Annotated in this window: 8 protein-coding genes; all 8 read right to left on the bottom strand. The window is 39.2% G+C overall.

Translation table 11 applies throughout. The annotated features are described in order from the left end of the window. Positions 1–86: 86 nt before the first annotated feature. Positions 87–1,172 (bottom strand): DUF418 domain-containing protein, encoded by a 1,086-nt coding sequence (locus tag DC53_RS08785; RefSeq protein WP_500687263.1) that lies wholly within the window; start codon positions 1,170–1,172, stop codon positions 87–89. A 15-nt stretch (positions 1,173–1,187) separates the two neighbouring features. Next, complete coding sequence (locus DC53_RS08790; RefSeq protein ID WP_007376348.1) at positions 1,188–2,402, bottom strand: EAL and HDOD domain-containing protein; 1,215 nt, start codon at positions 2,400–2,402, stop codon at positions 1,188–1,190. 90 nt (positions 2,403–2,492) lie between these two features. Further along, on the bottom strand, positions 2,493–4,028 hold the full coding sequence (locus tag DC53_RS08795; protein ID WP_033030168.1) for a glycogen synthase: 1,536 nt from the start codon (positions 4,026–4,028) through the stop codon (positions 2,493–2,495). A gap of 86 nt (positions 4,029–4,114) precedes the next feature. Continuing rightward, positions 4,115–5,416, bottom strand: a complete 1,302-nt coding sequence (gene glgC, locus DC53_RS08800) for a glucose-1-phosphate adenylyltransferase (protein WP_008137132.1) — start codon at positions 5,414–5,416, stop codon at positions 4,115–4,117. Between the two features lie 14 nt (positions 5,417–5,430). Next, positions 5,431–7,968, bottom strand: coding sequence for a glycogen/starch/alpha-glucan phosphorylase (locus DC53_RS08805; protein ID WP_033030166.1), 2,538 nt, complete (start codon positions 7,966–7,968; stop codon positions 5,431–5,433). Next, positions 7,961–10,024 (bottom strand): glycogen debranching protein GlgX, encoded by a 2,064-nt coding sequence (glgX, locus tag DC53_RS08810; RefSeq protein WP_033030164.1) that lies wholly within the window; start codon positions 10,022–10,024, stop codon positions 7,961–7,963. The genes DC53_RS08805 and glgX overlap by 8 nt, the downstream gene beginning before the upstream one ends. Next, the gene (gene glgB / locus DC53_RS08815) at positions 10,017–12,245 is read right to left on the bottom strand and encodes a 1,4-alpha-glucan branching protein GlgB (RefSeq protein WP_033030162.1); all 2,229 of its coding nucleotides are present in this window, start codon (positions 12,243–12,245) and stop codon (positions 10,017–10,019) included. The genes glgX and glgB overlap by 8 nt, the downstream gene beginning before the upstream one ends. Continuing rightward, positions 12,245–14,236 carry a 4-alpha-glucanotransferase gene (gene malQ, locus DC53_RS08820; protein WP_033030160.1) on the bottom strand — a complete coding sequence of 664 codons (1,992 nt, stop codon included), beginning with the start codon at positions 14,234–14,236 and terminating at the stop codon, positions 12,245–12,247. Before malQ ends, glgB begins: the two co-directional genes overlap by 1 nt. Between the last annotated feature and the right edge of the window lie 6 nt (positions 14,237–14,242).

Genomic DNA, 14,242 nt, shown 5'->3' with positions numbered 1-14,242 from the left:
GGCACTTATAGCGTAGTAATTTTTAAGGCGAGTAGTGTAAACCACCCACACTATTTTTTCGCCCCTAATTTAGAATTTATAGGTGTTTAAGCATTAATTTTTGCTTTCGTTAATTTACGCCATACAAATTCAAGCGGGCCTTGATTAAAATAGCGGCTGTATATAAAGGTAAATATGAGCTGCAGTACAACTAATGCCGTTGCCAGCACCCAGTAATCAATACGATCAAAACCGAGCACCCAGTGTGTAAACAGCACTTTATATAACAATAGTTGCATGAGTGTTTGGCTAATATACAAGGTAAATGCTAAGCGCCCTGTTTGCTGAATAAGCTTGCCAACATGTGCCCTGTTATTGCAAAATTTAACAATTAAATGAATATACAGCGTCGCCATTCCAAGTGCCGCAAACATATTTATTAACTCTTGTATGGCATACATAAAACCACTACTGTATTGCGAGGTATAGAGCCTAAACGCACTCAAAGTAGCGGTTGCAATAACGGTTATTACTAGCTGTTTTGTGCTTAAGCCTTCGCTAAATACTCCCTGTTTATACAAGTAAATACCAATGAGCATAATCCCTGCACACATCCACAAGGTCATTATCGGCACTATAAATACCATTAATGCATTCATACCTAAGTTAGAAATAAAATAATCAAAATAATGTGGACTATATAAAGAAATAAAATCTTGAGAGTCGCGATAAATAATATCCACAGGTGCACTATACATAACCAGCCCAGTGGTGATGCCACACAGTAAAATAAATGCAAGACCTCGCCTCAAAAGTAACGCATTATCGCTTTGTAGGTATTTCAGAGTAAACCAACCTGAAATGCCATAAACAAATAAAATATCACCAGCCCAAAGTAAAAACCCATGTGCTAAACCAAACAGTATTAACCAGTAAAGCCTACTTTTTAACTGCACATCAGACTTATAACGTTGCCATTGAATATAAAGCCCAGCCCCAAACAGCAAACTAAACAGCGTTCTAAAACGACCGTCTACAAATAAGGTACTAAAAATATAAATAATAGAGTCACTAACAGGGGCATTACTGTACGCAATGTAGCCTAATTCAAAAACACCAAAAGCATAGCTATTCATGTAAACTAAGCCCAGTACAGCTATGCCACGAATGAAGTCCATATTGTAATTGCGCATTAAAGCTAATGTCCGTTAAATATTGTTCTTATAGCTGTCGGCCCAATTGACCGACTGCTGGTAGAGTGCAGGCAGTATAGCATTGTCTATATTCAACAAAAGCCCAGCTTGCTCTAGCGCCCACCAGCTTCCAGTTTCGTATGCTCTAACAACATTTAAAATATAGTAAAGGTTATTTTTATCATTTAATAATGCAGCTTTTATCTCATCTGGAAAAGGCAGCTTTTCAACAAGTAAGCTCATCGGTTGATCAAGTATTGCATCAAGCAATGAAAATAAACCGGTTAAAAAAGCCTCTCCAGTTTGGCTCTTTGCTACATTTTTTGCTAAAAGCTCACAAAAACGAGCACGAACAACGCAAACCTGCATTAGCTCAGCAGGTTTCTTTCCTGCTGTATGAGCGGTAACAATAAGGCTCACAAACTTTTTAAGACGATCATGCCCTAAATAGACAAGTGCTTGCTTTAATGACGATATTTGACTTTGTATAGGAAAAACACCACTGTTTATTAAACGCAGTAGTTTATATGCAAGGGCGGCATCTAGCTCAAACAACCCAGATATAACTTTTATATCTGGGTTTGGCTTCATTATTTCAGCATAAATAGCGACAACTAACCCATAATTATAATCGATATCGTTTTGCTTGATCATAGTGGGTTTTGCAAAAAAATAACCTTGGAAATAATCAAACCCCATATCAAAGGCTAATTTATAGTCGTCTTGTGTTTCTATTTTTTCGGCTAATATTTTTATTTGTTTATGTGCTTGCAGCTTTTTAACGATGGGTTGTATTTCGTTAAGCGGTGTCATTCTTATATCAAATTTTATTAATTTGACGAGCTTTAAAAAACGATCCCACTGTGGTTTATACACAAAATCATCGAGTGCGAGTTTATAATTACTATGAAATAAACCTCGGCATAGTTCGTAGTTATCATCGTTTGGCTCAATGGTTTCAAGTAGTTCGATTACAACATCTTGGCAAGGCAAAAAAGCGCATAAGTCGAGCTTCAATGATTCAGGACCAATATTAATGAGTGCTTTTTTACCTGATGTAATATGGCGAGTACCTAAGTTAAGTTGATTCTCCATAATAAGACGAGCGGTCGCTTGGCCTTCTGCAATATCAGGAAAATAATTTTTAGGGCTATCACGAAAAAGTAGCTCGTAAGCTACTACATTTTGACGACGATTAAATATTGCTTGCCTTGCAACAAATACAGACACATTACCTACTTCTTGTTTTTTACATCGGACTAAGTCATTAAACATTAAAGCGATACAATTGTCACTGAACTTTGCAAAGCACGTAATAATTTACCTATATAAGGTTGTTATATAAGCAGTTGCGATTTGCGTCCATGAAAAACGGGCTTGCTCAGCACCCTTTTTTACTTTATGCCACTTTTGAGGTTCTTGCTTTTTAATTGAGAGTGTTTCGTCTAAACAGGTGATTAAATTACTAGTTTGCATGGCTAATGTGTCGCCACTAAAACTAAAACCATTTTCATTATGCTGAACGGTGTCTTTTAATCCGCCAACACTATGCACCAAGCAAGGCTGTCCCGCTCGCATTGCTAGCATTTGACTTATACCACATGGCTCAAACGAACTTGGCATTAAGAACAAATCACCTAGTTGATACATTAAATCACCAACACCTTGACCATAACCTTGCAAAAATAAAAGGTTAGAATTGCGTGCCATCGCTTTAGTAAAAAGACTTTCAAGCTCTTTGTCACCCGAACCTAAAACAATGAATCGACCACCGTATTTATTAACTAGTTGGCAAACGTTATCAATCGCTAAAGTACCGTTCACCTGCTGGCACAACAACAAGACTTTTTGCTCTGTAAGTCGGCCTACACTTGTTACTAATGGGCCATTATTTGCTGCTGCTTTAAATTGCTGTAGTCGCTGGTGCGCAATATAATAACCACTTTGAAGCTGCTTATGGTTACTCATCCAGCTAAATAAAGTGTTCTCTATTTTTTTATATAAAGTATTTAAGTCTGCATTTTCATTTGTTAACTTAGGATACTCACAGCCATTTAAAATACCAACCAGTTTGCCTTGTTCTGCCGCATTTTGCAGATCTTGCTCAAGCCCTTCGCCGCCAAAAAAACCATGTTCATAATTACTTGGTTTAAGTACTTCTTGGCTATAGGTTGGTGATACAACATGTACTTTATCGCATAGGTTAATGGCACTGCGCATTGGGTTAAAACAATGCGGATAACGTGGATCACATAAATGTTGACCGTTATAACTAAGCGAAGGAAACCATGCTTCTAGACTCGAGTCATCGTGCTTAAAAGGCCTTATTCCCTGCAGCGCTATGTTATGTACAGTGTAGGCTATATGTATGTTATTTAGTGCGCTATAACGTGGCTCAAATTTAATTAAAACGGCAACACACGCGCTGTGCCAATCATGCAAATGTAATGCATTAGGGCGTGTAAGTACCCCTTGTAATAATGCCTCACAAACTGCGGCATTAAATAAAGCAAACTTGGTTGCATCCGTGGCAAATGGCCTACCGGGTGCATCGTTGCAGTAAACAGTGCCTGATTCACTAAACAATGGGTGGCTAATAACAATTTGGCTGACATTACTTTGCGTTTGTCGTACTTTAAAAAGTGTTAAAACATGTGGCTGTGCATTAAAAGCAACCGTTACTTCACCGAGATAAATACGCTCAATAAACGCAAAGCCGTAATCAGGAATAACAACATCTACAGTTACACCTTGCTCTGCCAACGCCTTTGGTGCATCACGCACTACATCAGCTACTCCACCTACTTTAGCGCCTGGTAACGCGTCGTTCTCTGCTGCAACCATTAATACATGCATTAATTTACTACTTCCTTTAACCTAATGAGCCTGCTCAATAAAGAGCAAGCCTTGTTGTCATGCTTAAAATTAGTTAGCTAGTTTATTTAAGCTAACTTTTTATTTTCATTTGCTTGGCGCGCAAGCTTTTTTGCAAGCTCAGTGAGCATATCACGGGTCACGAGTACGATGCCTTTTTTAGACACTCTAAAGCCATTGTCTTCATCTGTCTTACGATCAAAACCAATTTCTAGTCCTGCTGGTATCTCACAGCTTCTATCTATTATCGCCCGCTTAATTTTGCAGCCTCTATTTATAATTGCACCAGGCAATATAACTGACTGCTCTATCTCGCAAAATGAACGAATATGTACATTTGAAAACAATAAGGACTTTCTAACAGCAGAGCCCGAAATAATACAACCACCAGAAACTGTTGAGTCTAAGGCCATTCCGCGCCTATCATCGTCATCAAAAATAAATTTAGCGGGCGGTAATTGTTCCTGATAGGTCCAAATTGGCCACATCGGATCGTATAAATCAAGTTGCGGCTCAGGCATTACCAGTTCCATATTAGCTTCCCAGAATGAATCTAGCGTACCCACATCACGCCAATAAGGTTGCCCTTCTTGGTTTGGATCTCTAAATGGGAAGGCAAATACGTTATGCTCTTCTATTATCGCTGGAATAATATCGTGGCCAAAATCGCGACCAGAGCCTTCATTTTCAGCATCTTTTTTGAGCTGTTCGAACAAAAATTCGGTGTTAAATACGTAATTGCCCATTGAAGCTAAACACGTACCTGGCTTACCAGGTACTGAACTTGGCATTGCAGGCTTTTCGTCAAAACGGCAAACACGATTTTCCTCATTAACGGTCATTACACCAAAAGTATCGGCGGCTTCTTCTACAGGTACTTCGATGCAACAAACAGTCATGTCGGCGCCATTTTCTACGTGCTTAGCTAAAAGAGCACCGTAATCCATACGATATACATGATCGCCCGATAAAATCATCACATACTTTGGTAATTCATGACGAATAATATCTATATTTTGAAAAACAGCATCGGCGGTTCCACAATACCAATCATCGCCTTGACGCTGCGATGCAGGTAGAATTTCAACCGACTCTCCCAATTCCTTTTTAAAATGCCCCCAAGCACGGTTAACGTGCCTAATAAGTGAATGAGACTTATATTGTGTGGCAATACCAACGCGCCTAACGCCTGAGTTAATACAGTTAGATAACGGAAAGTCGATTATTCGATGTTTACCACCAAAGTAAACCGCAGGCTTTGCTCGCCAGTCAGTCAGTTCATGTAGGCGTGAACCGCGACCTCCAGCCAGTATTAGTGCGTAAGTTTCTCTGGTTAGGCTGCTTATATAACGATTTTCGTAGTTGGGCATAATACTCTCTCCATTTAGTTTTTGCTGTTAGTGGTATGACTTTTAGTTGTCGTTAAGTCTGTTGCACTAATGTTGAGGGGTTCTAAATGCCAAATGTCGTCACTGTATTGGCTTATGGTTCTATCACTTGAAAACATGCCACTGGCTGCTGTATTTAAAATACTCATTTGTGTCCAGTAGGTTTGATCAGTGTAGGTCTTATCTACTTGTTTTTGAGCATCAACATAGCTTTCAAAATCATGCGCGACCAACCAAGGATCATTCGGGCTCTTAATCGCATTGATCACGTCATCAAATAAGCATGGTTCGAATAAATTAAAATGGCCACTTTCTAAAAGCTGCATTACGTTTGCCAAGTCACTATTTTGTGAAATTAAATGCTCTGGATTATAACGTGATTTAATATCATCAATTTGATGTGCTTGAGCACCAAACAAAAAGAAATTATCAGCACCCACGGCATCTCTAATTTCAATATTTGCGCCATCAAGTGTACCTATCGTCAATGCACCATTCATCATGAACTTCATGTTACCTGTACCTGATGCTTCTTTACCTGCGGTAGATACTTGCTCTGACAAATCGGTTGCAGGGCAAATAACTTCCATTGCTGTTACGTTATAATTTGGTAAAAATGCTACACGTAAATACGGTGCTGCTAATGGATCTTTATTAATAACCTCAGCCACATTGTTGATTAGTTTAATAATTTTTTTAGCCATGTAATAGCCTGGCGCAGCTTTACCGCCGAGTAATACACAACGCGGAACAAGCCCTTGCGTATCACCGCGACGAATACGGTCATATAGATGAATTACATGCAACACATTAAGTAGTTGGCGTTTGTATTCATGAATTCGCTTAACTTGTACGTCAAACATCATCGATACATCGAACTCAACACCGCAACGCGCTTTGACTAAATCAACAAGGCGTTGTTTGTTTTCGCGTTTAGCTGATTGCCACTGAATATGAAAGGTTTGGTCATCAAAAAATCGACGTAGTTGACTAATTTGACTAAAATCGCCTACCCAATCGTTACCAATTTTTTCGCTAATTAATTTGCTTAGAATAGGGTTGCAGTGAGCAAGCCAACGACGTGGTGTTACGCCATTTGTTTTGTTATTAAACTTATCTGGCCACAGTGCATAAAACTCTTTAAACAAGCCCGCTTTTAGTAACTCAGTATGCAGTGCCGCGACTCCATTTACGGAGTAACTGCCGACTATTGCTAAATAAGCCATACGAATTTGCGGCTCATCACCTTCTTCAATAAGCGATAGCGCTCGCTGTTTGTTAACATCCCCTGGCCACTGCTGTGCAACTTGGGCTAAAAAACGTGCATTTATCTCGTAAACTATTTCTAAAATACGCGGTAATAACCTTGCAAACAAAGATACTGACCACTTTTCAAGTGCCTCAGGAAGTAAGGTATGATTTGTATAGGCCATTGTTTTAGTAGTAATTTTCCAAGCATCTTCCCAATCAAGTTCGTAGTCATCAATCAAAATACGCATCAGCTCTGCAACAGCAATACTTGGATGCGTGTCGTTTAATTGAAACACATGAAAATCAGAAAAATCAGAAAAACTCTCACCGTGTTGTGCAACCCATTGATCAACAATGTCTTGAATACTCGCAGACGATAAAAAATACTGTTGGCGTAACCTAAGTTCTTTACCATTTTCGCTACTGTCGTTTGGGTAAAGCACCATAGTAATTTGTTCAGCTAGATTTTTTTGTGCTACAGCTTCTGAGTAACTACCGGCATTAAACTCAGTTAGATTAAATTCATCTGTCGCTTCTGACTTCCACAGACGAAGTGTATTAACAATATTATTTTTATAGCCAGGAATTGGTACATCATAAGGCACAGCTAATACATCGTGCGAACTCATCCATTGACGATGCTCTCGGCCATATTTATCTGTATAGCTTTGCACATAGCCACTAAACTTAACGCGCTTTGCATGCTCTGGAGCACTCAGTTCCCATGGATGTCCTTCACGAAGCCAGTTGTCGGGTTGTTCTATTTGATTTCCGTCATTTATAGACTGATTAAACATACCGTATTCGTAACGAAGGCCATACCCAATGACAGGCAGGGCCAAACTTGCACAGCTATCTAAAAAACAGGCCGCTAAACGCCCTAAACCACCATTACCTAGCCCTGCATCATGTTCGGCATCTTCAAGCGTTTCGACTGTTGTACAATATTCTTGTAATGCAGAAGCAACTTGATCATCTAAATCTAGATTTAAAATAGCGTTACCCAGTGCTCGTCCCATTAAAAACTCAAGAGAAAGGTAAGCCGTTTTACGGCGCTTTTGCTGTCTAATTTGTTGATTGGTTTCTCTGCAACGAGCAACAAGTCGATCGCGAATAGTGAGCGCTAATGCATGATATAAATATAACTGTGATTCGCCGACCTTATCTCGGCCGAGGGTGTAATAAAAGTGACGTGTTAAATCATCTTTTAACGTACTTTCATCAATAACAGGGCCTTCTTGCCAACCCTTTACTACACACACTTGTTCATCTTGCTTAGCCATGACCTACTTCCTCTAAATTTGAACTGAAAACCCAGCTACTTTGTGCAGAAATTTCAACCATCGCATCGTTGTTACTACTTACAGATGCATTATTTACACTTGATAAAACCATTTGCCAAGGCGCACTTATTGGAGATTGCGGCAATTGGCAGGACATTACTTTTTTACTCGCATTAAAAATTATTAAAAGTGCATGTTTATTTTGCTTATCGAGCAAGCTGTACATTAAAAACTGACGCGTATTTTCATGCCAATGCGCGTCAGTCATAGTTACACCTTCTTCGGTAAACCACCTAACTGTAAAGCGCTCATCAATATCATCTAAAAACACACTGTGTTTAAACGCACTGTGGGTACGTCTGATTTTTAGTGCATCGTCTATAAAACGAGTCAATGTATGATTTAATTGTGAGTCTTTCCATGCAAGCCAACTGGTGCGATTATTTTGGCAATAAGCATTATTATTTCCCCCTTGCGAGTGCGCTATTTCACTCCCAGATGAGAGCATAGGAACTCCTTTGGACAAAATAAGTGTAAGCAAAAAGTTTTTTTGCTGTTGCAAGCGGAGCGCTGTTATTTTGGGATCATTTGTAAACCCTTCTACACCACAATTAAAAGAATGATTAGCACTGTGACCATCTCGATTTTGCTCACCATTTGCCTCATTGTGTTTTTCTTCGTAGCTAACTAAGTCAGCAAGCGTAAAACCGTCGTGACTCGTTATAAAATTTATACTATTGAGCGGACCGCGCTCACTGTGCTCGAAGATATCAAATGAGCCATGTAAACGTTTGGCAACGGTGGCGATAATGCCTTCTTCACTTTTCCAAAAACGCTTTATTACATCACGATATTGGTCGTTCCATTCTCGCCAAGGTGCCGGAAAAGCACCTAACTGATAGCCACCAGGGCCTATATCCCACGGTTCACTAATGAGCTTTACTTTGTTTAAAATAGGATCTTGGGCAACCGCTTGTAAGAAAGTATGAGAAGCGCTAAACCCAGATTGAGAACGCCCTAAAATAGTCGCCAAATCAAACCTGAAGCCATCAACTCCCATTACTTCAACCCAATAACGAAGACTATCGAGTACAAGTTGTAATACACGAGGGTGGTCAATATTAATCGTGTTACCGCATCCAGTATCGTTTATATATAAATCTGGTCGATCGCTTACAGTGCGGTAATAAGCTAAGTTATCAAAGCCTCTAAGTGACAATATTGGGCCATCATTACCGGCCTCTGCGGTATGGTTGTAAACAACGTCGATAATAACTTCAATGTCGGCCGCATGAAGCTCTCGCACCATTTGCTTAAACTCATTTATATCGTCTTTAACCAAGTAGTCTTTATGAGGTGTAAAAAAGTTAAGCGTGTTGTAACCCCAATAATTTTGCAGCCCTTTACCCGTTAAAAATTGTTCACTAATAAATGAATGAACAGGTAAAAGTTCCACAGCTGTAATACCAAAGCTCTGTAAGTGTTCAATAAAACGGGGATGACTTAGTCCTAAAAATTTCCCTTGTAAGTACTTAGGTATTTCGGGATGACGGCACGTTGCTCCTTTCACATGGCATTCGTATATAACCGTATTTGACCATCTATGGTTTGGCTTTTTATGCGCGTACAACACAGGTGCTGCTACTTTTGACTTAGGTATATCAATCGCATTATTTACGGTGCTTTTAGTGCCGATTGGCATTTGCCCATAATGACGCTCACTCCAAGTAAACTCACCAAATAAGTCTTTTGCGTAAGGGTCTATTAATAGTTTGTTTTCGTTAAACAATTGACCGTGCTTAGGGTTATATTCACCCTCTACTCTAAAGCCATACAAAGCACCTGTATTTAAAGGAAATATATGAATACTCCAAATGCCGCCTTCGTTAATGCTCATTGCCACCTTTAATATTTCTGAATGGCCACTTTTGTCAAATAAACATAAATAAGCTTGAGTTGCTTTTGGTGCATAAAGTGCAAAATTTACACCGCCGTCAGTAACACTTGAACCTAAGGGTTCAACTTGGCCGTGAGTGACTTCAAATTGATTACTCATCTTCGACCTTTTGTAAATAAATAGTAGTTAAACCACCAATGGCAATAGAAATGCTTTGAGCGAACCCATGATTAGGGCTGTCGAAGGTAGTAACTATCTTTAATTCGTTTTGTGTAACGTCTATCCCTGAGCCAAAATAATCGGTTTCATCTGTATTTAAAATTACTTTATAGCGGCCTTTATTTGGCACACCAATGACGTAATTTTGATAAGACTCTGGAGTGAAATTAGCTATAACAACCACTAAATTTCGTGCATTTTTGGCATACCGTACAAAACTTAAAATACTTTGATCGTTATTGTTGTTATCTATCCAATCAAAGCCTGCTGCACTTGTGTCAAGTTCGTACAAAGCAGGTTGGTTTTTATATACATGATTGAGTGTTTTAATTGTTTGTTTTATACCATTGTGACTTTGATGCTCTAATAAGTGCCAATCAAGCGAATGATCGTGGCCCCACTCAGTGCGCTGAGCTATTTCACAACCCATAAACAATAATTTTTTACCTGGATGCGCCCACATAAACGCATAATAAGCTCGAAGGTTTGCGAACTTTTGCCAATCATCCCCTGGCATTTTTTCAATAAGTGAGCCTTTGCCATGCACTACTTCGTCGTGACTCAATGGCAGTATGAAGTTCTCACTAAAGGCGTATACCATCGAAAAGGTTATTTCGTGATGGTGGTGCTGTTTGTAAAGCGGATCGCGTTGCATATAGTGCAAACTATCGTTCATCCAACCCATATTCCATTTATAGCCAAACCCTAAACCGTTATGCTCAACACTTTGTGTAACACCTGGCCATGCAGTTGATTCTTCGGCTATCATCATGATGCCAGGGTTGTTTTTATAACTTCGTAAATTAACCTGCTTTAGGCACTCGATTGCACCAAGGTTCTCGCGTCCACCATAACAATTAGGGATCCATTCACCTTCTTTACGGCTGTAATCTAAATACAACATTGAAGCCACTGCATCTACTCGTAAACCATCAAGCCCAAATTGGTGTAACCAATACATTGCATTAGAAATCAAAAAGCTTTTAACTTCAGGGCGATCGTAATTATAAATATAGGTATTCCAATCGGGATGAAAACCTTGACGCATATCGGCATGTTCGTACAAATGAGTGCCATCAAAACGATGCAAACCATGCGGATCACTTGGAAAATGCCCAGGTACCCAGTCGAGTAAAATACCTAAATTTGCTTTATGGCATTGCTCTACAAAATATTTAAAACTGTTATAGTCACCAAAACGGCTAGTAGGTGCAAATAAACCAACGGGTTGATAGCCCCACGAGCCATCAAACGGGTATTCACTGATAGGCATAAGCTGTAGGTGGGTGAAATTCATTTCAAGTGCATAGCTAACTAGCTTGTCAGCAAGCTCTGCGTAACTTAAATAACGATTATTTTCAGCGCGTTGCCATGAGCCTAAATGCACTTCATAAATACTAATTGGTGCATCAATATGGTTACGCTTTTGTCTATTTTTTAAGGCCTGTTCATCAAGAATTATAGGTTCTGGTTTGTATTGCAATACACTGGCAGTACCGGGGGCTTGCTGCATTTTAAACGCATATGGGTCTGCTTTTTCAAACACGTCTCCACTTTGTGCGGTAATTGCAAATTTATAGCACATGTCAGCTTTAAGGCCTGGTATAAATAATTCCCATACACCACTTGCAGGATGAAAGCGCATAAAGTGACGATTAGCTTGCCAAAAATTAAATTCTCCAATAATTGATACACTTGCTGCATTTGGCGCCCACACACAAAAACGCACCCCCTCTACATTTTGTTGAGTGCTAAAATGTGCACCAAAGTGTGAGTATGCATGCTCTAAACTACCTTCGTTAAATAAGTACATTGCCTGTGTATCGAGCGCAGTGTCAAAACTGTATTCATCGTAAAACGTAACGGCTGTATTTGTGTATTCAACATCACATTGATATGGCGCGCTTGGCAATGTTTTTAGCTTTGCAATAAACAAATCACTTTGCTTATATCGCAGCGCTTTTATTTTTTTACCGCCAAGGTTAATTACAACATTCAACGCAGTGGGTAAGTAAAGTCGTAACTCTGTGTCTGTGTTTGTTAGTTTATGTGCCCCAAGAAAGCTAAACGGGTCTTTAAAACGACCTGCGCTTAACGCTTGTACTTGATCATCATAACTATTAAAAGAAGATCCAATATTATCTACTGCTGAGCTACTCATTAACCTTTCCTTATTGAATCTATTGCAGCTAACAAAGAGGCATTTTTACTAAAAATCTCTTCGCAAGTGTGTGTTAAAACACGCCGCCAATTGGGATACTCGGTATCTGTTCCTGGAATATTCACACTGTAAAGCTGCTCATCTAAATCATCTATTTGCAGCGCAAGTAATCGTGATTGCGACTTTGCTAAACATAAGGCAAGTGATTTGTAAACGTCCATTGCATTAGCTTGTAGGTTAAGTTCTTTTGTTTGATTGGCATTAATAAAGCGCAATAATCGCTCTTGCTCTTCAACACGTTGGTGGGTTAAGTCGTTGCATTGCTGCTCGTTAATTAAACTGTATTGCTGCTTTATATCTAAATCATCGTGTTGCCACCAGCCCATAAAAGGAGGCACATCGTGATTGGCAATCATTAATAAGCAACGTGATGGTAAATCGTTAACCAATAAAAATTCATCATCGTGCTGTTTTTCAAAATAAAATAAGCTGTTAGAAAAAATACCGCTAGAGGCTAAAGCATCTCTTACCTCAGGGGGGACTACACCCAGATCTTCGCCAATAACAATACTTTGATTAATATGCGATTCAATTTTTAAAATTGCGAGTAAATGCTCAAACGGATAATAAACATAACAGCCATCTTGTTTACCATTCGTTTCAAAACACCACCATAAACGCCTAATAGCCATTACATGGTCAATTCTGAGACCACCTACATTTTGCATATTTGCGCGAATAAGTGAGCGATAAAACTCGAAGTGATTATTGCTAAGACTGCGAGGATTGAGTGCCGGAAGCCCCCAATTTTGACCTGCTTCAGCCCATGGGTCTGGCGGGGCACCAACACTTGCCTCTTGGCTAAATAATGATTGCTGATTTTTAAATTCGGCCCCATCGCCAGCACACCCAACAGCTAAATCGTTGATTAAACCAATAGCCATTCCCAGCTCTATACAACTTTTTTGACAAAGTGCTAACTGTAAATACGCTTGCCACTGCAAATAATAGTCAAACGTTAAATTATCTGATTCAAGGGTATTTAGCGTACTTGTATGAGTGTTACAAAATGCTGTAAACGCTTGTCGACGCTCATTACTGGCAGTTAATTCAAACTGACTATAAAGCGCTTTAAATAACGTATATTTAATACGACTTACGTTTTCGTAATTTATAAATTGATCATTGCTTTGCATGAGAGAAATAACATCATCACTTTGCATTAAAGCATTTAGCGCTGCATTGTTATTAGCGTCGTCACATAAATCAATGGCAATATATAAAGGGTTTAGCAAAGCACGACTGTTAGGGCTATAAGGACTTGCTCGCTCTGGCATATCGGCAAATAATAAATGAAGTGGATTAAGTAAAATATAATCCATGTTTTGCGCACTACATAAATGAGTTAACGATAATAAATCGCTAAAATCTCCAACACCTAATAGCGCTTTATTTTTTAAAGTATAAAGCTGAATAGAGAGCCCTGTACGCTTTATATCATCTACTTGATATACTTGTTCAGGAACAGACCAAACCTGTGTATTTGAAAATTGCTCGCCTACTTTTATCGTTGCATCATAATATCCAGCTGGGATAAAAGGTAATTCAAGCGCAACCTCAATATATCGCACGCCATGCAAGTAATATTCACCTGTGACAGGTAAATCACGCATAGTTTGAAATGCCAAGTCAAGACCAAGCGCCTCTACTTTTATGCCTACACATAAATGCTGTTGACGCTCATCTATACGAATCTTTAAGGTATTTTCAGGCCATTCAAGCAAGCTAATACGCGGAACTAATTGCTGCCAAGTAGCTGCATCTAATTCATAGTTAAGATGCGCTATTTGATTAGCATCGTTAGTGTCAATACCACAGCATTGTAAAGCTTGCTTTCGTGTATCGTCGCTAAAAACAACCTGTTCACCAGTGTATTTAGTGAATTCATAACCAATGCCATGCAGGTAAAATAACTGCGAAAGAGCGTCCATTTATTG

Origin of the sequence: Pseudoalteromonas fuliginea, from assembly GCF_000690055.1 — a bacterium.
GTDB classification, from domain to species: Bacteria; Pseudomonadota; Gammaproteobacteria; order Enterobacterales; family Alteromonadaceae; genus Pseudoalteromonas; species Pseudoalteromonas fuliginea.
The sequence above is the reverse complement of the archived record's forward strand: the minus strand, read 5'-3'. Positions and strand labels throughout refer to the sequence as shown.